Below are 20,307 nucleotides of genomic sequence, written 5' to 3' on the forward strand. Positions count from 1 at the left end.
AAGAAAACAGAAAAATGCTTTGGACATGCCAAAGCGACAACATTTTATTGCAGAAATTTTTCATATTCATAATACTCAGGATAAGATGCGAGCGTTTCTTGACACGATTCACAAATCGTTTTTATATATATATTTCCATTCTCATGAAAATGAATCATATCCACTACTTCTTGCTCTGTTAGTTGAAGCAAAACGTCGCTATATACTTTTTCTACGGTAACGGAGCCTACATTACTCTCGCAATGTCTGCAGTAATAATACCCTTCCATACTAGCCTCCTAAATATCCAGTTACTACTAGTATGGGTTAAAGCAAAATAAAATATTCCAGATTATACGCTTAACTATTAAAAGTATTCATGATTTGGAGAAATGGTTTATTTAACCACTCTTCACATGCATCTGCTGTCTTTTCAATGGATTGATTGACACCAGGAAGTTCTTCAGACGTAAAACGTCCTAATACATAATCCACTACTTTCATCCCATTTTTCGGACGATCGATTCCCATGCGGATGCGTTGAAATTCTTGTGTTCCTAAATGTGAAATTGTTGATTTCACACCATTATGTCCACCTGCACTTCCTTTCATGCGAAGGCGTAATTTACCTACAGGAATATCTAAATCATCATACATGACGATGAAGTCCTCGACATCAATTTTATAATAATCCATGAGTGGACGGATACTTTCCCCAGATAAATTCATATATGTAAGTGGCTTTAATAAGATTACCTTTTCCCCATTAACAAAGCCTGCACCAAATAGCCCTTTGAATTTTTGTTCATTCAAAGAAATATTCCAACGCTTGGCAAGTTCATCAATCGCCATAAACCCAATATTATGCCTTGTTAATTCATATTCTCTACCTGGGTTCCCAAGTCCTACTATTAATTTCATTCTTTGTACCACTACTTTCTTTTTTCGATACGAAAAGACGTAACCAATCTTGGTTACGTCTCATTCTATCCAATTAATTGAATAATACACTTACTGATTCTTCTTCGTATACACGAATGATTGCTTCTCCGATTAATGGAGCAACTGAAAGTTCATGTACTTTATCAATTTTCTTTTCTTCTGGTAATACGATAGAGTTCGTTACAACTAACTCTTTAATATTCGAATTTTGAATACGCTCAATTGCCGGGCCAGATAATACTGGGTGTGTACAGCAAGCATATACTTCAGAAGCACCGTTCTCAACAAGAGCGTTTGCCGCTAATGTAATTGTACCAGCTGTATCAATGATGTCATCAATTAAAATTGCTGTTTTGCCTTCGATGTTACCGATAATGTTCATTACTTCCGATACATTCGGACGAGGACGACGCTTATCAATAATAGCGATTGGCGCTTTTAGGCGGTCTGCCATTTTTCTAGCACGAGTTACGCCACCGTGATCAGGAGATACGATTACGATATCTTTAAGACCTTTTGTTTCAAAGTAATCTGAAAGAATCGGTACACCCATTAAGTGGTCGATTGGGATATCAAAGAATCCTTGAATTTGTGGAGCATGTAAATCTAGAGTGATTACACGAGTTGCACCTGCTGTTTCAAGCAAGTTTGCTACAAGTTTCGATGTAATTGGTTCACGAGAACGCGCTTTACGGTCTTGACGCGCATAACCATAGTAAGGAATAACAATATTAATTGTTTTTGCAGATGCACGTTTTAATGCATCAATCATAATAAGTAATTCCATGATATGTTCGTTTACTGGGAAGCTTGTAGATTGAATAATGAATACATCGCAACCACGAATACTTTCTTCAATGTTAATTTGAACTTCTCCATCACTAAAACGATCAACAGAACATTTTCCTAGTCCTACTCCAATATGCTTTGCGATTTGCTCAGCAAGTTCCTTATTAGAGTTTAAAGAGAATACTTTCAAATTAGAATTTAGATATTGAGTCGACATCTAGATTAACCCTCCACATTATGATTTTTTCTTATTCAGCAATTGATCAACATAGTCTTCTTTGTTAACTTGACGTGCACGTGCTACTGATAATGCTTTTGATGGAACATTCTCTGTAATTGTAGAGCCTGCTGCCACATAAGCACCATCTTCAACTGTTACAGGAGCAACAAGATTTGAATTACATCCAATAAATACCCCATTACCAATCACAGTTTTAAATTTATTCTTTCCGTCGTAGTTCACCGTAATTGAACCACAACCAAGATTCACGTCTTCTCCAATTTGTGCATCCCCGATATAGCTTAAGTGTGAAGCTTTACTTCTATTACCAAAAACAGTTTTTTTGATTTCTACGAAGTTTCCAACGCGCACTTCATCTCCAATAACTGAATCTGGGCGAATATGTGCAAATGGACCAACTGATACTTCTGTACCAAGTTTGCTGTCATGTACAGTAGATTGACGAATTACCGTACGCTCTCCAATTTCACTGTCGCGAATTACTGTATGTGGTCCAATTTCACAATCAGAACCAATTACAGTGTTACCCTCAATAATTGTTCCTGGGTGAAGAACTGTATCACTGCCAATAATCGCATCAGCAGAAATGTATGTGTTACTTGGATCAATAATTGTAACACCATTTACCATGTTCTTTCGGTTAATACGGTTTTTCATAATAATTTCCGCTTGCGATAGAGCGACTCTGTCGTTAACACCTAACGTTTCATCGAAGTGCTCTGTTTGATAAGCTGATACAATATGACCTTCATTTTTTAAAATTTCAATAACGTCCGGAAGGTAATATTCGCCCTGTACATTATCATTTGAAACTTTAGAAAGTGAAGCAAATAGAGCTTTATTATCAAAACAATACGTACCCGTATTAATTTCTTTAATAGCTAATTCTTTTTCATTTGCATCCTTATGCTCAACAATCTTTTCAACATGACCATTCTCATTACGAACGATACGGCCATATCCAGCAGGCTCTTCTATGTACGCTGTTAGTACCGTTGCCATTGCTCCCGCTTCCTCGTGTTGCTGAAGCAATGCTTCCATCGTTTCAGCAGTTATTAGAGGTGTATCACCACAAATAACTAAAGTTGTTCCTTCTTCATTTGCAAGTACATTTGCAGCTTGATCGACAGCATGTGCTGTACCAAGTTGTTCTGCTTGTAATGCAAACTCACTTACGTTTCCTAGCTGTTCTTGTACCATTTCAGCACCATGTCCAACGACTGTTACAAGTTTCTGCATCCCTAATTGAGATACTTGATCGACTACATGTTGTACCATTGGTTTTCCACATACAGGATGTAGCACTTTGTATAGCTTGGACTTCATACGTGTGCCTTTACCCGCAGCTAGAATCACTGCAAATCTGTTTGACATATAGACCCTCCATCGCAACCTATTTATCCATTAACGATATTATCCTAAATCATCATATATTTCAAGAAACACATTATAACTATTAAATTTTACCATAATTCTTATACGATGTTTTACTCTTTAGTATCTTTTTCAAGAAATAAGCTATACTATTTAAAATGATTTTGAAAAAATTAGAAGTTTTTCTCTTCATTTTAATAAATTTAGAATTTTCCAAATGAGAAATATATATAACCACAAAAAAACAAACTCCTGTAAATGCTTACAGGAGTTTGCTACAAAATTATAAGGCTTTCTCTCAAAAGCCCTTTTCATTCGAATTTTACGAAGCGCCTGCTTCTTCAAACTCAACCTCTTCTAACTCGCCTAAACGATGATACTCTGTTAAAACCGCATCTTGAATTTTAGAGCGTGTATTAGAATTAATTGGATGTGCAATGTCACGGAATTCTCCATCTGGAGTACGTTTACTTGGCATTGCTACAAATAATCCATTATTACCATCAATTACACGAATATCATGAACAACAAATTCATGGTCTAGAGTAATAGAGGCAATTGCTCTCATGCGGCCTTCTGTGTTTACGCGGCGTAATCTTACGTCAGTCACTTCCATCTTGTGTTCACCACCCTTTTCTAAATAAGCGATATATTTGTATAAATTCCACAAAATTTCTATTTTCCCTTTAATTTTTTAAAAATTTTTAAGATAAAAATTTTTATTGTAGTTGAATATAGAGATTAGTAGAGGTTATCGCTTACAAAGTGTTACTTAACTAGGGCGATTACTTCGATTTCAACAGAAACATCTTTCGGTAATTTTGCTACTTGTACACAAGAACGCGCTGGTTTATGAGTAGAGAAATAAGAACCATATACTTCATTAACCGCATTAAAATCATCCATATCCTTTAAGAATACTGTTGTTTTTACCACTGTATCAAATGAAGCACCAGCTTCTGCTAATACTGCTTGTAAATTTTCAAATACTTGCTCTGTTTGTACTGTTACATCCCCCGTTACAAGTTCTCCACTTGCTGTTAACGGGATTTGTCCCGAACTATAGAACATATTATTTACAATAATCCCTTGTGAATATGGTCCGATTGCTTGTGGCGCTTTGCTTGTTTGAACAACTTTCATACTTTTCACCCTTTTATTATTTATTTTTACTCTTTAAAAATAGTGCACGAAAAGCAGTTTGTCCACCTATTTTATAATTTATAAATAGAATAAAAAAAGATAAAGCTATCTGCTTTACCCTTTTTACTCAGCCTCTACAATTCCTTCTTTAAATGGCGCAAGCGAATAATTCCCCTTCTCCACTTGAATCGCTTTTTCTTTCACATCAACTTCTGACAGACGAATTAATGATACAAAGTTATTAATAAGTCTTTCTTCGATATCCGTAGATTCTACTAATACACCAATTCCAACAACGTTAGCTTTAAACTCTTCTAGCATGCTCATCATACCTTGAATGGTTCCGCCAGCTTTCATGAAATCATCAATAATTAAAACATTAGATCCTTCTGGAAGGCTACGCTTTGCTAAAGTCATCGTTTGGATTCGCTTAGAGGAACCTGATACATAGTTAATACTAACAGTGGGTCCTTCTGTTACCTTATTATCTTTTCTCGCAATTACCACCGGTACATCTAAGTAATTCGCCACTGCATAAGCAAGTGGAATTCCTTTTGTCGCTACGGTCATAACCGCATCAATTGGTTGTCTAGCAAAAACGGAAGCAAATAAACGACCCGCACCATTAATCTGGCGAGGATTACTTAAAAGATCCGTCATATATAAGTAACCGCCAGGCAAAATACGATCTGGATTTTCAAATAAGCTACAAAGCTCATTAATAATCAGATTTGCCTCTTCTTCACTTATATAGGGAATATATTTCACTCCTCCTGCTGCTCCTGGTATCGTTTGCAATGTGCCGACCCCTTGTTGTTCAAACGTTTGCTTAATAATAACTAAATCTTCACTAATGGATGATTTAGCCGATTGATACCTTTCAGCAAAAAAAGTGAGAGAAACTAGCTGACGAGGATTTTGTAGCAAGTAATAAGTCATATCGACCAATCTTGTACTTCGTCTAATTTTCATACTCTCACCTCAAATCACGAATATTCTAAACAAATCATAACGTATTATACGTCTTTATTCAAGCGTTTCTCGCTCTCCTAATAAACGTACTGCATATACTTGTTCACAAAATCCCTTTAATCCGTTATATATACGATGCATTCGCGAATCATGGTGTACAAGACCAAATACAGTTGGGCCACTTCCACTCATTAATACAGCATCCGCACCGAATCGTTTCATCTGTGCCTTAATACGCGCAACTTCAGGATGCATCGCAAATGTCACATCTTCTAAAACGTTACCAACAGTATCACAAATTCCTTTATAGTCCCCGCCATTAATGACTTCAACCATTTTATCTACATTTGGATGTGTAACACAATTCAATTTTAAATTTCCATATACGTCAGCAGTCGATACACCAATGTGAGGCTTTGCTAAAATAACCCAACAAGAAGGTGGAGTCTTTATGTGTTCAATTTTTTCTCCTCTTCCAGTGGCGATCGCAGTTCCGCCGTATACACAAAACGACACATCTGACCCAATTTCTGCGCCAAGCTCCGCTAACTCATCGATTGTAATTCCTAAATTCCATAACTTATTAAGGCCACGTAATGTCGCTGCTGCATCACTACTTCCACCTGCTAATCCAGCGGCTACTGGAATCGTTTTTTCAATAGTAATAGATACACCTTTTTTTACATTAAACTTCTCTTTTAATAATTTCGCTGCTTGATAAGCTAAGTTGCGTTGGTCGTCTGGGACATACCGATTATGGGACAAAATTTCAATACGGTCTTCTGCTAATTCCGTTAGCTCTAAACGATCTGCTAAATCAATTGTTGTCATAATCATTTTCACTTCATGATATCCGTCTTGTCTTTTTCCCAGTACATCTAACGACAGATTAATCTTTGCTGGCGCTTTCACTAGTAGCTTCAATCTATTCACCCACTCTATGTACTCAATCTTTTATCGTTTATTTTACCATAAATTTATAGTAAGACGATGACACTTCCCTAATTATAACGAAAAGCATTCAGAATGAAACTACTTATATCGAATGATGGCACCTTTTAGCGTGCAAAAAGCCGAGGAATCTCTCCTCGGCTACCGTAGCATAGAAAGTATCTTACAACTACTGGTTTCGTTTCATTAATTGCTGTTCCGCAATTTCTATAGCACGTTTCACCATATTACCAGCATCTTTCGCACGAATTCCGCCCCATCCTTCTTTCTGAACAACATCATAAAAGCCAAGCTCTTTTGCAAGCTCTTCTTTAAATTGATTTGACATGACTCCTCTTCGTCTACTCAATGCAGAGTCCCTCCTTATTTTGCTACGGTATAATTAGTATGCAAAATAATATAGATTTTCATTTGTGGGAATATATGTAACAACTAACATGTTAATTATAAAATGCTTCATTATGAGGTTCATCGTAAAATGTTAACTCTACTGTCTCTGTTAAAACATCTGCATAACTATAAGATACACGTTGCAATGCATCTTCTTGTTGGTCTAACTGTACAACAAACACAGAACGATATGTTTCTGCAAGCACACCCGATTGCTCTACAGTTTTTCTTCTTCCACTATTCGCCTTTAACATAAGTCGCTGTCCAAGATGGTGATCTAATTCGTTTTTAATATCATCTAAACGTTTTGACATATCCCTTGCTACACCTCGCTGTAATTTAGATTGAACACTTAAAACACGACATATCTATCCCAATTATTAACCGCAATTTACAGACAATATCATTATAAAAACATCATGCGTTTGAATAGATAGAAGAAATACTATATTGTACAAGTATCATTGTATAGTCTGCACGTTCTTGAAACTTTTTATCCAAACTCATTTACATCATTTCCACATAAAAAAGCAAGATACGTATGTACCTTGCTCATTCATCATAATGTTGAAAGGGTAATCCAGTTCGTAAAATCCCTCTCGTTTCAATTCCGCCTAGTCCTTTTTCACCAGTAATTGTATTACGCACAACATCCCATACATTGACTCTTTCCATAAATGAAGTGAAACTAACTTTGCCAACTACATATACAGGATCTAGAGCATGAATATTAATTCTAGATGGCGAACTAGCAAAATTAGCACCTGCTCGAATCAGCGCCTCAAAGTGTGATTGACAAGCTCCAGCAAAAATAACGAGTTGATCTAATGATGGATATTTTTTTCGCACTTCTCGAACAGCCTGTACAAAATGTCTAGAATGTCTATATGCTGCTAAATCTCCCATGACTCCTTTTGACTTTGTATATGCATCATGTCCTGTAATAACTAAAATATCTGGACGAAAATGATCGATTAAGTCTACTACCTTTTCATGCATCTCCGTTTCCTTACAATGAATACCTTGTACAGGAACGCCTATTTTATTATATAAATCTAAACACTTGCGCAAATATAAAGGATCTCCATCTATATGCAATACACGCCCTGGCATTTGAAAATAATTCACTTCACTTGTATATCCACCTGTTGAAGTGTGTTCATGTCTTTGTTTCATTAATACATAATCTTGTTGAAATAAACGGTACGTACGCTCCATTGTTTCTTTTTCACGCTTCACTCTTTTTTTATGTTCTCGTTGATCTATACTAATTAAATCTGCAAGTGGCGCATCCGCCACAAGTCTAATTTCTTCCCCAAACAATATCGCGATCTCGCCTTTTATTTCTATAACACGAAAAAGAATATCCCTATTATGAGAATATCGTTCCACTAATTCTCCAACATGTAAAGCCATTCTCCTACCTCCAAACTCGTTAGGCCATCTTACCTGCTTTTAAAGTATGAATTTAGGAAAGGAAAGGTGACAAAAGGGACAGCTCAAGTTGAACTGTCCCTTTCATATTCTTATGATAATTTATGAAGAACTAATGCATTACTTAATGTTGCAAACTCTTCGATAGATAGCGTTTCGCCTCTTCGCTTCGGATCAATTCCTACTTCTGTTAAAATTCGGTCTAACAACTCTTTATCTTTCGGGAAACCATTTAAATTATTTGATAAATTATTCATTAACGTTTTACGACGCTGTGCAAAACTCGCTCGTACTACTTCAAAGAAGAATGTTTCATCTTTCACTTCTACAACTGGTTTAGGACGCTTTAGAAGACGGATAATCGCAGAATCAACATTTGGTTGTGGTACAAACACTGTACGCGGTACAGTCATAACTGTTTCTACCTCTGTATAATACTGAATGGCAATTGATAAAGAACCATATTCTTTCGTTCCAGGTTTAGCAGCTAAACGATCTCCAACTTCTTTTTGCATCATAACAACAAATCCACGAACCGGTAATTTTTCTTCAAGCAATTTAAATAAAATTGGCGTTGTAATATAGTATGGTAAGTTAGCTACTACCATTACATCTTGTCCTTCTTCGAATTGCTCACTAAACACTTCATGTACATCTGCTTTTAGTACATCTTTATTTATAACTGTAACGTTGCTATATGGAGCTAACGTCTCATCTAAAATCGGTAATAATCTCTGATCAATTTCAAAAGCCACTACTTTTTTAGCACGCTTCGCTAATTGTTCTGTTAACGCACCGATACCTGGTCCAATTTCAATTGCACCACTTTCCGAACCAATTTCCGCGTGATCAACGATACGATTTAATACATTCGTATCAATTAAAAAATTTTGTCCTAAGCTTTTTTTGAATGAAAATCCATACTTTTCAACAATGTCTTTTGTACGATTTGGCGTTGCGATATCTTTCATTTCTTTTCCTCCTGTATTACTTGTTTATAAGCTTCTGCAAACGATTCTTTTGAAACTTGAAACATTTGTAAACGTTTATGTAACTGTTTTGCGTTTGTATAACCAATCTTTAATAGCTTACCCATTCTTTCTCTGCGACTCTTTGCCATTTCTCCGCCCACTAAGCCTGCATCGACTAGATCGCTCCAACTAATTTCACTTGTATAAGCTTCCATTTCTTCATGTATATTCTCTAAAGCACGGCGAATTGACTCATTAGAAGCATGCTCAATTCCGACACCTTTTTTCCTTTTAGCAAGTGCTTCTTCCTTCGGTAAAAAAGCATGTTTACATCCAGGAACCTTATCAGAAATAATTTTTCGAATACGCTCTCCAGGATAATCCGGATCTGTGAAAATAATAACGCCTCGTTTTTGCAGCGCTAATTTAACTTGCTCAATAACATGATCACCGATTGCTGAACCGTTCGTTTCGATTGTATCCGCATCAACAGCACGTTTAATCGCAACTGTATCATCTTTACCTTCTACAACGATAATCTCTTTAATTTTCATGCTTGCCTCCACACTCGTTTCGTCTCTACTTAGTAAAACAAAAAAATGACGACTTTTCCATTATTATTTTCCTAATCGTACATTTTAAAAAGTAGAAGAGAAAAATCTTTGTTCACTATTCTTATTGTAACACTTCTATCTCCATCCTAATTTATCCGCAATATTTCTACACTTATGTTATAAGTAAATAATGGGCTCTTAGCATTTCTACTGTCTCTCTTCTAAAAAATAAAAAAAGAATGGGACTCCCCCACTCTTTTTATTCGACACCAAATAAAGCTTTTGCATTCTTTGTTGTTATTTGTGCTACCTCGTCATAAGAAATTCCTTTTAAATTCGCAATTTCTTCTGCTACTAGTTTTACATAACTAGGTTCATTTCGTTTCCCTCGAAATGGATGTGGTGTTAAATATGGACAATCTGTCTCTATCAATAATTTTTCTAATGGAATCTCCATAGCAACTTCTTTCGGTTTCTTCGCATTTTTAAATGTAACAGGCCCACCTAATGAAATTAAAAAGTTCATATCGACACATCGCTGTGCTACTTCTACACTACCGCTAAAACAATGCATAATGCCTCCCACTTCGGCTGCATTCTCTTCCTCTAGAATATCAACAATATCTTGCGTTGCATCGCGGTTATGTATAATAATCGGCAATTTTACCTTTTTGGCTAATGCAATTTGTTTACGGAATACTTCCTTCTGTGTTTCTTTTGGAGACTTATCCCAGTGATAATCTAGGCCCATTTCTCCAAGTGCAACTACTTTAGGATGAGAAGCAAGTTCTTCTAACCAAGCTAAATGTTCTTCTGTCATGTCGATTGCATCAACGGGATGCCATCCAACCGCAGCGTAAATAAAATCATAGGCTTCAGCTAGTTCAATCGCTTTTTTTATTGTTACTTCATCGAATCCAACAACAACTGTATATGTAACTCCCGCTTCTTTCATCCTTGCAATAACTTCTTGTAAATCTTCTTCAAACTGCTCTGCATTTAAATGTGAATGTGTATCAAACAACATAATACATAACTCCTTTTATATTGAAATCAATTCTATCCTAGAAAAAAATTAAGCCTTTTCTAACTTAACGATAACAATACTACAATTTTAATGCAAAAAAAGGGAATTTAAAAAGAAAAAAGATGCTTCACACATGTTACACGTGAAACATCTCTTTTCTTGTCTCAATTACTTGATTTTTGTACCATTCGGTAAATTTTGGTCGATTGTTGCTAATGACAATACGCCATTTTCTTCACCTGCTAAAATCATACCTTGCGATAATTCACCACGTAATTTTACAGGTTTTAAGTTTGTTACACAAATTACCTTTTTGCCTTTTAGATCTTCTGGTGAGTAGAATTTTGCAATTCCCGAAACAACTTGACGCTTTTCTGCTCCTAAATCAAGCTGAATTTTTAACAACTTATCTGCTTTTTTCACAGGTTCAGCCGATATTACTTCAGCTACTCGTAATTCTACTTTAAAGAAATCATCAATTGTAATTTCTTCTGCCTTCGGTTCTTCTTCTTTTTTCTCTTCTACTTTAGGAGCAGAGGCTTGCATTTTTTCTTTAATATACTCTACTTCTACTTCCATTTCCAAACGAGGGAAAATTGGGTTTCCTTTTTCTACTTTTGTTCCAGCTGGAATACAGCCAATTGTAGATAGGCTTTCCCAAGATTTATGTGCCTCTTCAGTAAGTCCAAGTTGAGCAAACATCTTACTTGGTGCTACTGTTAGGAATGGCATAAGCATAATACCCGTTTGACGAAGTATCTCTGCTAAGTGCGCCATTACAGACGCAAGTTTTTCACGATCATTCTCATCCTTCGCTAATACCCACGGCTGTGTTTCATCAATATATTTATTCGTACGGCTAACTAACTGCCAAATAGAACTTAGTGCTACAGAGAACTCCATATTCTCCATTGCCTCTTCTACTTTTTTCAATGTATCCTTCGCAAATGTAACTAGCGTTTCATCGAACTCAGTTACATTCGCTTTAAATGCAGGGATTTCCCCGTTAAAGTATTTATCAATCATAGCTACTGTACGATTTAATAAGTTTCCTAAGTCATTCGCTAAATCAAAGTTAATTCGTTCAACAAATCCCTCTGGTGTGAATACGCCATCAGATCCAAATGGAACTTCGCGAAGTAAGTAGTAACGTAATGCATCTAATCCGTAACGATCAATTAGTGTAACTGGATCTACTACGTTTCCTTTTGACTTACTCATTTTTCCATCCTTCATTAAAATCCAGCCATGAGCAAAGACTTTCTTCGGAAGTGGTAAATCTAAAGCCATTAAAATAATTGGCCAATAAATTGTATGGAAACGAACGATTTCTTTTCCAACTAAATGAACATCTGCTGGCCAGAATTTTTTATATTTCTCTTCATTTTCTGTTCCATATCCTAATGCAGTAATGTAATTAGACAAAGCATCTACCCACACATAAATAACGTGTTTTGGGTTCCCTGGAACACGAACTCCCCAGTCAAATGAAGTACGAGAAACAGCCAAATCTTCTAATCCTGGCTTAATAAAATTATTAATCATTTCATTTTTACGAGACTCTGGTTGAATGAAATGAGGATTCTCTTCATAGAACTTTAATAGTCGGTCTACATATTTACCCATTCTAAAGAAATAAGACTCTTCGCGAACAAGCTCTACATCATGACCACTATCTGGGCTTTTTCCACCAACTACTTTGTCGCCTTCCATAATTGGATCTACTAATTGATGCGCTGTATAGAATGTTTCATCTTGTACAGAATACCAACCTTCATATTCATCAAGATAAATATCACCTTGATCTACTAGCTGCTTGAAGATTTTCTCAACGACATCTTTATGACGATCTTCAGTTGTACGAATAAAATCGTCATAAGAGATATCCATCTTCTCCCAAAGTTCTTTAATCCCTGATACAATGTTGTCCACATATGCTTGTGGTGTAACATTTAGTTCTTCTGCTTTCTTTTGGATCTTCTGTCCATGCTCATCAGTTCCTGTTAAATAATGAACATTGTATCCTTGCATACGCTTATATCGTGCCATTGCATCTCCTGCTACTGTCGTATAAGCATGTCCAATGTGTAACTTTCCACTTGGATAATAAATTGGGGTAGTAATATAAAAGGACTTATTTTCCTCTGTCATTGTTTTGGACCTCCCGGATGACCTCATATGTATTTATAAACAGTATATCAAAAACTCACATATAAAAACGAGTTAATGCTCGATATCTTTATCATCTATTACTCATATTTTTAAAAATTATACAACCCTTCTCTGAAATATATATATTTTTCAGAAAATAAAACGAAATAATTATAGTAATTACCCACATTCTATTATATATAAGAAGTAAGAAATCTATAAATCTTTTTAAAAAATATAGAATTTAAGAATTGACGGAAATGTAAATGATTGGTATCATATGTCCATAGGGTATTTTGTCGAAAAATGACGAATCAAAAAAATAGACTCGTAACTTATAAACTATTTATTTAGGAGGAAAAGAATTATGAAATCTACTGGTATCGTTCGTAAAGTTGATGAATTAGGTCGTGTGGTAATTCCAATCGAATTACGCCGTACTTTAGGTATTGCAGAAAAGGATGCTCTTGAAATCTACGTTGATGACGAGAAAATCATCTTAAAAAAATATAAACCAAACATGACTTGCCAAGTAACTGGTGAAGTATCTGATGGTAACCTATCTTTAGCTGAAGGTAAAATTATCTTAAGCAAAGAAGGCGCTGAGCAAGTTTTAAACGAACTTCAAGATTATATCGAAACAGCAAAATAAGCTTCTCAATTATGAGAAGCTTATTTTTTATCGACATGATAGATTTGATATACATCCCTTTTCGACAAATCTCGATCTTTAGCGACTGTTTTAATCGCTTCTTTTGAATTCATGCCTTTTTCATTTATATAATGTTCAATATGATCATATACTGAAACAGATTCCCACCATTGTTCTTCCGGAGCAGGTTCTTCCGTTGAACCAGCTACTAAAATACAAAACTCACCACGGACTTCATTTTGCTTCGTCCACTCAATCGCTTCCTCAATTGTTCCACGAATAAATTCTTCAAATTTTTTCGTTAGCTCGCGACATAATACGATTTCCCTATTTCCTAAAACTTCTTGCATTGAGATTAAAGTATCATCTAGACGATGAGGTGCTTCATAAAACATCATTGTAGTTTGTACGTAACGAATCTTCTCTAATTCCATTCTTCTTTCCTTTTTATTTCTTTGCAAAAATCCATAGAAATAAAACTGCTTTGTTTCAAGTCCTGATGCAATTAATGCTGTAAGAGCCGCATTCGCTCCAGGAAGCGGGATAACATGATATTGTTCCGCTACAGCTTCTACAACAATATCGTAACCAGGGTCAGAAATACACGGCATACCCGCATCGCTCACAATGGCTACAGTCTTACCATCTTCTAACTTACCCAAAATTTTTCGTCCACTTACTTCTTTGTTATGCTCGTGATAACTCATAACTGGTGTTTCAATTTCAAAATAATTACAAAGCTTCTTCGTTTGTCTTGTATCTTCAGCAGCAATAATATCTGCTTCTTTTAAAATTCGGATTGCACGAAATGTCATATCCTCTAAATTTCCGATTGGAGTTGGTACTAAATATAAAACTCCCTTTTCATTTTGCTGAAAGCTTTTTTGCTGCCACATAGCGTTCTCCTTTTTGCATGTATTCTTCTTTTTGTTTCCTCGTTAACTGCTTAAAATGATATTCAGCTTGCATAGCCGTTCGTTTATCCTCATGACCCTCTACATATTTTAAAACAACCGGAAGTCTAGCACGTGTATATCTAGCACCTTTTCCATTATTATGAGTCTGAATCCGCTTTTCTATATGATTTGTATATCCAGCATAATAACTTCCATCAGAACACTCCACCACATAAAAACAATGCTTATTCGTCTCCATATAAAATTGAACGAATCTCCTCTGTATATTCGTTATTCTCTTCATATACAAAAAGAGGTGGCAAAATTTTTAAATCTGCATTTCCATCCTTAATTCCTTCAATTAACAATGTATTCGCTTCTTTACCAGCCTTAGGATAAACAAATCGCACACGTTTCGGTTCAATTTTGTATTTACGCATCAATGTAACGATATCGAGAAAACGACCTGGACGATGTACAAATACAACTTTCCCACCCTGTTTTACCAACTGGCTACTTGCATATACAACATCTTCTAATGTACACATAATTTCGTGACGAGCTATCGCTAAATGTTCATTCATGTTTTTCTCAGAAGTTTGCGGTGTTTGAAAATAAGGAGGATTACACGTTACAACATCATATTGATGGCGCCCAAGTTTCTCCGGCATATCTTTCAAATCTCCATGGATTAAATGAATTCTTTCTTCTAAATTATTGTATTGAACGCTTCTTATTCCCATATCATATAAGCGCTCTTGAATCTCTACACCTGTAATTGTCCCTTTTGTCCTTGTACTCAATAAAAGAGGTACAACCGCATTCCCCGTACACAAATCAAGTAAATTACCTTTTTGAATTGGTACCCAAGCAAAATCTGCAAGTAACACAGCATCTAAAGAGAAATTAAATACTGATGGGCTTTGTACAATCTTCATATCTTGTGCTAATAAGTAATCTAAACGCTCATCTTCATATAAATTCATATATTGCTCCCTTTCTTACACTTAACCTACCCTATTTCATCCTCTATTAATGTAAAAATAAATTTCATTCTACTCTCATGTATAAAAAATTACCTTTCCAATTATATTGGAAAGGTAATCTCACTTTTTATTTAAAAATGACAGACAGAATAAACAATCTCCCTCTTTACGTACACTTCCATAATGTAGATTGCAAATATGAAAACCTTCCTGATACAGTCTCGCTAAGTTATCGTAGCCCTCACCGATATCTGTTTTTGGCTTCATTTCTTTGCGTTTTTGAGTTTTTTGTTTTTCCTTATTCTGCACTTCTTCAAAACGATGTCGCAAATTTTCATTTTCCATTTTTATATGTTGGTTTTCTTCCAATAATTCTGCAAGATGTTGTTTTAATTCTCCCAACTGTTTGTATAAATGTCCAATTTGCTCTTCCATACTAGAAACCGATGCAAAAATATCCTTTTTCTCCACAAGCACCCACCTCATTAATCTGTGGTTTGACTCGAAACGACCCCTTTATTAATTAATTCATCTAACGTATATTCTACTATCCGTTCCTTGTCTACTAGTTCCACTTGAATTAATCTTTCTAAAATATTTAATCCGATAACACGGCCAGTACCATGCGGGGTTTGTATACGTTGATCTAAATCAGGAAGTTGTTCCTTTGCTGCCTCATATTCATCATTCTCATATTTTAAGCAACACATTAAGCGACCACATAAACCAGAGATTTTTGCAGGATTTAATGATAAATTTTGATCCTTTGCCATTTTAATGGATACAGGTTCAAAATCTCCTAAAAAAGTAGAACAACAAAGCATACGACCACATGGACCAATACCACCAAGCATTTTTGCTTCGTCACGAACACCGATCTGTCTCAGCTCAATTCTTGTCCTAAAAATTGCCGCTAAGTCTTTCACTAGTTCCCGGAAATCAATCCGACCATCCGCAGTAAAGTAAAAAATAATCTTATTACGATCGAACGTATACTCTACATCTACAAGCTTCATATCAAGATTATGTTCTCCTACCTTTTGTTGACAAACTTGATATGCTTCTTTCGCAGCATGCCTATTCTCTTCAACAAGGGTACGATCATTTTCATTTGCAATACGAATAACCTTTTTAAGCGGTAATACAACGTCGTTTTCATCAACTTGCTTTTTGGTAATAACTACTTTTCCGTATTCAATACCCCTTACCGTTTCTACAATTACGAACTCATTTTCTGAGATATCGAACTGATTTGGATCAAAGTAATATACCTTCCCGGCCTTCTTAAAGCGAACACCTACTACATCATACAAAACGGTCATCCCTCCTGCAACCGCAACACTAACTGTTCGAACACAAGCTGCGCATTTACATTAGCGTTGATTCTATTTTTTGCCTCTAATATATGAAAGAGAGCTGATACAATGCGCTTCTGAGCATAAGAAAAGGATTCAAACATCTCTTTCTGCTCATGAAAAACAAGACGATCTTCTTCTCCAAGTTGAACATATAATAAATCCTTATAAATAAGGAGCAACATATCTAAGCCTTGCTGTAATTGTTCTTTCTCTCCAAAGTGCTTCCCCCATTTTTCTTGTACAAAAAAAATAGAGGCCTTATCTTTTTCGAGCGCTTCACATAATTTTATCACTAAAGCTCTCGCTTGTGCAAACCATTCATCATTACACATTAATAAAGCTTCTTCAAAACTATTTGTAAGCTGTGCAGCCAGTGTAGATAAAGAAACTGTAATACCTTCTTCCTCTAATCTCTTAATTAAGGATTCTGTAGGTAACGGCCTAAATGTAACAACTTGACAACGAGATAAGATTGTATTTAAAATCTGATGACTTTGTTCAGTAAGTAAAATGGCTGTTGTATCACTACTTGGTTCTTCTAAAAACTTTAAGAGTGTATTCGCTGCATTTGCTGTCATACGATCTGCATGCTCAATAATATATACTTTTTTATTTGCTTCTAATCCTGTTTTTGAAAACTCTTCTTGTAAATCTTGGATTTGCTGTTTTTTAATAGATAATCCATCGGGTTTTACAATATGTAAGTTTGGGTGGTTACCTGAATCAATTCGGCGACAATTCGTACATACATGACAAGGCTCTACACCATTTCTTTGTAAGCAGAGAAAACTTTTTGCCATTTGAATTGCTGTTGCGAACTTCCCAGTCCCTTTCCCCCCCTCTAACAAGTAAGCGTGGGATATACGCTCTTTTGCAATGCTATTCATCAACATTTTGACACCGATGGGCTGTATAGCAGAAAGCTGCTCCCACGTCTTTATCATAATGCATACCTCACTTATTTCATTCTTTCCTTCTATTATAACAATTTATCTTCTACAATCTGAATAACTTCTTCTATAAGTTTTTCCATTGGTTGATCAGCATCTACTACTACAATACGATCAGAGAAGCGCTCTACAACTTGTAAATACCCTTCACGCACGCGTTTATGGAAAGCGATGTCTTCCATATCTAGTCGATTTACTTCGCGTCCTGCATCCTTTTCAATTCGTGCTAATCCAACCTCTGGCTCAATGTCTAAATAAATTGTTAAACTAGGCATACAATCTTCCGTTGCAAAACGATTAATTTCAAATACTTTATCCATACCTAAGCCTCTTGCATATCCTTGATACGCTAAAGAGCTATCTATAAAACGATCACATAGTACAAGATAGTTTTCCTCAAGTGCTGGCATAACTTTTTCCACTAAATGTTGTCTACGTGCAGCAGCATACAGAAGCGCCTCTGTACGTGCTTCCATCATCGTATATTCTTGTTTATGTAAAATTGTTCTAATATCTTCAGAAATTGCAATACCACCCGGTTCCCTGGTCGCCATTACCTTTTGTTCCTTTTGCTCAAAATATGGTAATAAACTTTTAATTAATGTTGTTTTACCCGAACCTTCTGGCCCTTCAATTGTTACAAATAATCCCTTCATCCTAAAACCTACTTTCTATATCATACACGTTCATATATTTCGTACTACCTTGAAAACGAGCCCCTGTTTTCTCTAAATGAGTAATTTGCTTTGTATGTTCTTGAGTAATTCTCTCTCCATACATGATCAATGGAATTCCAGGTGGATACGGAATCACCATTTCTGCAGCTATCATACCAACGGCTTCTTCTATAGATACTAACTTCGTTTCGTATCCCTCTAATTGTTTATACGTATACGGTAAAGGGGAAATCTCCCCTTTATAAGTATAACGAATTGATGCTGTCTTGTCTTTTACCTTATATTGCTGCAAAGCTACTCGAATTATCTCTATAGCTTTCATATACCCCTCATTCAATTGTAACGGTAATATAAATAGGACGTTATATGGATCTGCCATTTCCGTATATATACCGACCTTTTCAAATACAGACTGTAATTCATACCCCGATAACTGACAGCGAGTTTGCACCGTAACCTTTAATTCATCTTGCAACGGATATTGTAAAATAGCTATTTGTGGGATTGATCGCAATTCTTCTTTAAATCGGCGTAAAAACTCAACAATATCATCATGACCTTTTTCCTTTATAACCGCTATTGCAAAACGGGCTATATCAAGGGATGCCATAATTGGATACGATGGGCTACTAGATTGTAGCATACTTAAATAGGAAGACACTTTTTCTTTACTCACCAAACGGCTATTTATATGTAAATAAGATCCCATTGTCATTGCAGGTAATGTTTTATGTGCGGAATGAACCACAATATCCGCACCATAAGCTAATGCTGACTTTGGGAATGGATCCCCTATACAAAAATGTGCCCCATGTGCTTCATCTACTAGAACAGGAATTTTATGTTCATGTGCGTAAGCAATACTTGCCTCTAAATCAATCCCCATACCATAGTAATTAGGATGTGTTAAAATAAGTGCTTTAGCATTCGGATACTTTGTAATTGCCTCCTTGATAGCTTCATCATGAACACCTACTGGTACGTTATGTACTTCATCAATCCATGGATTTAAAAAGACCGGGTTAGCCCCTGCTAATTTCAAAGCATTAATAATTGATTTATGACAATTTCTTTGCACGAGGACAATATCATGTTCGCCGCAGCAAGACAAAATCATCGCTAAATTTCCAACTGTTGAACCATTAATTAAAAAATAACTTTTTTGCACACCATATACTTCAGCTAATAATCGCTGTGCTTCATCTATACATTCAAACGGACTATGTAAATCATCTAATCCTGTTAACTCCGTTACATCTATCGATAATATGTCCTTAAACCCTCCTGTAGCTTCCTGAGGGAAGTTTACACCATTCTTATGACCTGGAACATGAAAGGACAGTGGTTCTCTTTCTTTAAACTCTATTAACGCCTCATATAAAGGCATACGCTTTTGATTCATATCTATCTCTTCCTTATTATTCATTCTGTATCTATTATACAGATATTAAGACAAAAAAAATAATAGGCAGATGCCTATTTATAAATATGATACTTCTAACTTTCGAAGTTGTTTTAAATAATGTATATATTTTGGATCATCTGTCTCAGTATTCACCATATCTTTTTCACATTCATGACATATCAAATTATTATAAACATATATACCTTCTTCTCTTTCTGTCTCACAAACAATGCAAATTTCACTTTGTAATTTCATAACCTTCCCTCCCTGTATTTAAATAAACATATTTGATACCTCTATTCCTTAACAATTTACAGAAAAATATACATCCATCTCTTATATAATATGATTTACTCTTGGGCAACGTGTTTGTATTACCATTACTTCTTTTATGCACTGTTTAACAATACAAAAAAACACAAGTCAAAAGACTTGTGTTTTTAGTTGCTTGGCGACGTCCTACTC

At 35.5% G+C, this 20,307-nt stretch carries 25 protein-coding genes; 1 reads left to right on the forward strand and 24 read right to left on the reverse strand.

Annotated elements, in window-relative coordinates; translation table 11 throughout:
* Positions 1 to 44: 44 nt before the first annotated feature.
* The 15 genes from MRBLBA3_RS14015 to metG form a co-directional block, all read right to left on the reverse strand.
* On the reverse strand, positions 45 to 269 hold the full coding sequence (locus tag MRBLBA3_RS14015) for an anti-sigma-F factor Fin (RefSeq protein ID WP_000399437.1): 225 nt from the start codon (positions 267 to 269) through the stop codon (positions 45 to 47).
* A gap of 70 nt (positions 270 to 339) precedes the next feature.
* Positions 340 to 900, reverse strand: coding sequence for an aminoacyl-tRNA hydrolase (gene pth / locus MRBLBA3_RS14020; protein ID WP_000767700.1), 561 nt, complete (start codon positions 898 to 900; stop codon positions 340 to 342).
* 73 nt (positions 901 to 973) lie between these two features.
* Complete coding sequence (locus MRBLBA3_RS14025; RefSeq protein WP_000107420.1) at positions 974 to 1,927, reverse strand: ribose-phosphate diphosphokinase; 954 nt, start codon at positions 1,925 to 1,927, stop codon at positions 974 to 976.
* Positions 1,928 to 1,945: 18 nt separating this feature from the next.
* Positions 1,946 to 3,325 carry a bifunctional UDP-N-acetylglucosamine diphosphorylase/glucosamine-1-phosphate N-acetyltransferase GlmU gene (gene glmU, locus MRBLBA3_RS14030; protein ID WP_000071044.1) on the reverse strand — a complete coding sequence of 460 codons (1,380 nt, stop codon included), beginning with the start codon at positions 3,323 to 3,325 and terminating at the stop codon, positions 1,946 to 1,948.
* A 322-nt stretch (positions 3,326 to 3,647) separates the two neighbouring features.
* On the reverse strand, positions 3,648 to 3,941 hold the full coding sequence (spoVG, locus tag MRBLBA3_RS14035) for a septation regulator SpoVG (RefSeq protein WP_000454042.1): 294 nt from the start codon (positions 3,939 to 3,941) through the stop codon (positions 3,648 to 3,650).
* A 152-nt stretch (positions 3,942 to 4,093) separates the two neighbouring features.
* Positions 4,094 to 4,468 carry a RidA family protein gene (locus tag MRBLBA3_RS14040; protein ID WP_000869819.1) on the reverse strand — a complete coding sequence of 125 codons (375 nt, stop codon included), beginning with the start codon at positions 4,466 to 4,468 and terminating at the stop codon, positions 4,094 to 4,096.
* Positions 4,469 to 4,591: 123 nt separating this feature from the next.
* A complete protein-coding gene (gene purR, locus MRBLBA3_RS14045) occupies positions 4,592 to 5,440 on the reverse strand; it encodes a pur operon repressor (protein WP_000702477.1) in 849 nt (282 codons plus the stop codon).
* 54 nt (positions 5,441 to 5,494) lie between these two features.
* Positions 5,495 to 6,364, reverse strand: a complete 870-nt coding sequence (ispE, locus tag MRBLBA3_RS14050) for a 4-(cytidine 5'-diphospho)-2-C-methyl-D-erythritol kinase (RefSeq protein WP_000772102.1) — start codon at positions 6,362 to 6,364, stop codon at positions 5,495 to 5,497.
* A gap of 196 nt (positions 6,365 to 6,560) precedes the next feature.
* A complete protein-coding gene (sspF, locus tag MRBLBA3_RS14055; protein ID WP_002094215.1) occupies positions 6,561 to 6,740 on the reverse strand; it encodes an acid-soluble spore protein SspF in 180 nt (59 codons plus the stop codon).
* Positions 6,741 to 6,831: 91 nt separating this feature from the next.
* Positions 6,832 to 7,095, reverse strand: coding sequence for a biofilm formation stimulator Veg (gene veg / locus MRBLBA3_RS14060; protein WP_000044339.1), 264 nt, complete (start codon positions 7,093 to 7,095; stop codon positions 6,832 to 6,834).
* Positions 7,096 to 7,333: 238 nt separating this feature from the next.
* Positions 7,334 to 8,197 (reverse strand): sporulation peptidase YabG, encoded by an 864-nt coding sequence (gene yabG, locus MRBLBA3_RS14065; RefSeq protein WP_044740328.1) that lies wholly within the window; start codon positions 8,195 to 8,197, stop codon positions 7,334 to 7,336.
* A 110-nt stretch (positions 8,198 to 8,307) separates the two neighbouring features.
* Entirely contained in the window at positions 8,308 to 9,186 is an 879-nt protein-coding gene (gene rsmA / locus MRBLBA3_RS14070) for a 16S rRNA (adenine(1518)-N(6)/adenine(1519)-N(6))-dimethyltransferase RsmA (RefSeq protein WP_000651554.1), read from the reverse strand.
* Positions 9,183 to 9,740 carry a ribonuclease M5 gene (rnmV, locus tag MRBLBA3_RS14075; RefSeq protein WP_000692829.1) on the reverse strand — a complete coding sequence of 186 codons (558 nt, stop codon included), beginning with the start codon at positions 9,738 to 9,740 and terminating at the stop codon, positions 9,183 to 9,185. Before rnmV ends, rsmA begins: the two co-directional genes overlap by 4 nt.
* 259 nt (positions 9,741 to 9,999) lie before the next feature.
* The gene (locus MRBLBA3_RS14080) at positions 10,000 to 10,767 is read right to left on the reverse strand and encodes a TatD family hydrolase (protein ID WP_044740329.1); all 768 of its coding nucleotides are present in this window, start codon (positions 10,765 to 10,767) and stop codon (positions 10,000 to 10,002) included.
* A gap of 168 nt (positions 10,768 to 10,935) precedes the next feature.
* On the reverse strand, positions 10,936 to 12,918 hold the full coding sequence (gene metG, locus MRBLBA3_RS14085) for a methionine--tRNA ligase (protein WP_363381760.1): 1,983 nt from the start codon (positions 12,916 to 12,918) through the stop codon (positions 10,936 to 10,938).
* A gap of 367 nt (positions 12,919 to 13,285) precedes the next feature.
* Here metG and MRBLBA3_RS14090 point away from each other — a divergent pair, with 367 nt between their 5' ends.
* Positions 13,286 to 13,570 carry an AbrB/MazE/SpoVT family DNA-binding domain-containing protein gene (locus tag MRBLBA3_RS14090; RefSeq protein ID WP_000843037.1) on the forward strand — a complete coding sequence of 95 codons (285 nt, stop codon included), beginning with the start codon at positions 13,286 to 13,288 and terminating at the stop codon, positions 13,568 to 13,570.
* 20 nt (positions 13,571 to 13,590) lie between these two features.
* Here MRBLBA3_RS14090 and rsmI read toward each other — a convergent pair whose 3' ends face one another.
* The 9 genes from rsmI to MRBLBA3_RS14135 all read right to left on the reverse strand — a co-directional run bounded on the left by rsmI (position 13,591) and on the right by MRBLBA3_RS14135 (position 20,097).
* Positions 13,591 to 14,466 (reverse strand): 16S rRNA (cytidine(1402)-2'-O)-methyltransferase, encoded by an 876-nt coding sequence (gene rsmI / locus MRBLBA3_RS14095; protein WP_000267803.1) that lies wholly within the window; start codon positions 14,464 to 14,466, stop codon positions 13,591 to 13,593.
* Positions 14,435 to 14,725, reverse strand: a complete 291-nt coding sequence (locus MRBLBA3_RS14100; RefSeq protein WP_000449646.1) for a GIY-YIG nuclease family protein — start codon at positions 14,723 to 14,725, stop codon at positions 14,435 to 14,437. Before MRBLBA3_RS14100 ends, rsmI begins: the two co-directional genes overlap by 32 nt.
* Positions 14,712 to 15,452, reverse strand: coding sequence for a tRNA1(Val) (adenine(37)-N6)-methyltransferase (locus MRBLBA3_RS14105; RefSeq protein WP_044740330.1), 741 nt, complete (start codon positions 15,450 to 15,452; stop codon positions 14,712 to 14,714). The genes MRBLBA3_RS14100 and MRBLBA3_RS14105 overlap by 14 nt, the downstream gene beginning before the upstream one ends.
* Before the next feature lie 120 nt (positions 15,453 to 15,572).
* Complete coding sequence (gene yabA / locus MRBLBA3_RS14110) at positions 15,573 to 15,923, reverse strand: DNA replication initiation control protein YabA (RefSeq protein WP_000412059.1); 351 nt, start codon at positions 15,921 to 15,923, stop codon at positions 15,573 to 15,575.
* Between the two features lie 14 nt (positions 15,924 to 15,937).
* A complete protein-coding gene (locus MRBLBA3_RS14115; protein ID WP_000272430.1) occupies positions 15,938 to 16,765 on the reverse strand; it encodes a PSP1 domain-containing protein in 828 nt (275 codons plus the stop codon).
* 5 nt (positions 16,766 to 16,770) lie between these two features.
* Entirely contained in the window at positions 16,771 to 17,754 is a 984-nt protein-coding gene (gene holB, locus MRBLBA3_RS14120) for a DNA polymerase III subunit delta' (protein WP_000598358.1), read from the reverse strand.
* A gap of 35 nt (positions 17,755 to 17,789) precedes the next feature.
* Positions 17,790 to 18,416: a dTMP kinase gene (tmk, locus tag MRBLBA3_RS14125; protein WP_000677223.1), complete on the reverse strand. Its 627-nt coding sequence runs from the start codon at positions 18,414 to 18,416 to the stop codon at positions 17,790 to 17,792.
* 1 nt (position 18,417) lies between these two features.
* Positions 18,418 to 19,839, reverse strand: a complete 1,422-nt coding sequence (locus MRBLBA3_RS14130) for an aminotransferase class I/II-fold pyridoxal phosphate-dependent enzyme (RefSeq protein WP_044740331.1) — start codon at positions 19,837 to 19,839, stop codon at positions 18,418 to 18,420.
* Positions 19,840 to 19,917: 78 nt separating this feature from the next.
* Positions 19,918 to 20,097, reverse strand: coding sequence for a sigma factor G inhibitor Gin (locus MRBLBA3_RS14135; protein ID WP_000776273.1), 180 nt, complete (start codon positions 20,095 to 20,097; stop codon positions 19,918 to 19,920).
* Between the last annotated feature and the right edge of the window lie 210 nt (positions 20,098 to 20,307).

It is taken from the genome of Bacillus sp. LBA3-1-1.1, assembly GCF_040676495.1.
GTDB classification, from domain to species: domain Bacteria; phylum Bacillota; class Bacilli; order Bacillales; family Bacillaceae_G; genus Bacillus_A; species Bacillus_A nitratireducens.

Coding starts and splice junctions, on each gene's coding strand:
- MRBLBA3_RS14015 (WP_000399437.1), bottom strand. CDS start 269: ATGGAAGGGTATTATTACTGCAGACATTGCGAGAGTAATGTAGGCTCC.
- pth (WP_000767700.1), bottom strand. CDS start 900: ATGAAATTAATAGTAGGACTTGGGAACCCAGGTAGAGAATATGAATTA.
- MRBLBA3_RS14025 (WP_000107420.1), bottom strand. CDS start 1,927: ATGTCGACTCAATATCTAAATTCTAATTTGAAAGTATTCTCTTTAAAC.
- glmU (WP_000071044.1), bottom strand. CDS start 3,325: ATGTCAAACAGATTTGCAGTGATTCTAGCTGCGGGTAAAGGCACACGT.
- spoVG (WP_000454042.1), bottom strand. CDS start 3,941: ATGGAAGTGACTGACGTAAGATTACGCCGCGTAAACACAGAAGGCCGC.
- MRBLBA3_RS14040 (WP_000869819.1), bottom strand. CDS start 4,468: ATGAAAGTTGTTCAAACAAGCAAAGCGCCACAAGCAATCGGACCATAT.
- purR (WP_000702477.1), bottom strand. CDS start 5,440: ATGAAAATTAGACGAAGTACAAGATTGGTCGATATGACTTATTACTTG.
- veg (WP_000044339.1), bottom strand. CDS start 7,095: ATGTCAAAACGTTTAGATGATATTAAAAACGAATTAGATCACCATCTT.
- yabG (WP_044740328.1), bottom strand. CDS start 8,197: ATGGCTTTACATGTTGGAGAATTAGTGGAACGATATTCTCATAATAGG.
- rsmA (WP_000651554.1), bottom strand. CDS start 9,186: ATGAAAGATATCGCAACGCCAAATCGTACAAAAGACATTGTTGAAAAG.
- rnmV (WP_000692829.1), bottom strand. CDS start 9,740: ATGAAAATTAAAGAGATTATCGTTGTAGAAGGTAAAGATGATACAGTT.
- MRBLBA3_RS14080 (WP_044740329.1), bottom strand. CDS start 10,767: ATGTTGTTTGATACACATTCACATTTAAATGCAGAGCAGTTTGAAGAA.
- metG (WP_363381760.1), bottom strand. CDS start 12,918: ATGACAGAGGAAAATAAGTCCTTTTATATTACTACCCCAATTTATTAT.
- MRBLBA3_RS14090 (WP_000843037.1), top strand. CDS start 13,286: ATGAAATCTACTGGTATCGTTCGTAAAGTTGATGAATTAGGTCGTGTG.
- rsmI (WP_000267803.1), bottom strand. CDS start 14,466: ATGTGGCAGCAAAAAAGCTTTCAGCAAAATGAAAAGGGAGTTTTATAT.
- MRBLBA3_RS14100 (WP_000449646.1), bottom strand. CDS start 14,725: ATGGAGACGAATAAGCATTGTTTTTATGTGGTGGAGTGTTCTGATGGA.
- MRBLBA3_RS14105 (WP_044740330.1), bottom strand. CDS start 15,452: ATGAATTTATATGAAGATGAGCGTTTAGATTACTTATTAGCACAAGAT.
- holB (WP_000598358.1), bottom strand. CDS start 17,754: ATGATAAAGACGTGGGAGCAGCTTTCTGCTATACAGCCCATCGGTGTC.
- tmk (WP_000677223.1), bottom strand. CDS start 18,416: ATGAAGGGATTATTTGTAACAATTGAAGGGCCAGAAGGTTCGGGTAAA.
- MRBLBA3_RS14130 (WP_044740331.1), bottom strand. CDS start 19,839: ATGAATCAAAAGCGTATGCCTTTATATGAGGCGTTAATAGAGTTTAAA.
- MRBLBA3_RS14135 (WP_000776273.1), bottom strand. CDS start 20,097: ATGAAATTACAAAGTGAAATTTGCATTGTTTGTGAGACAGAAAGAGAA.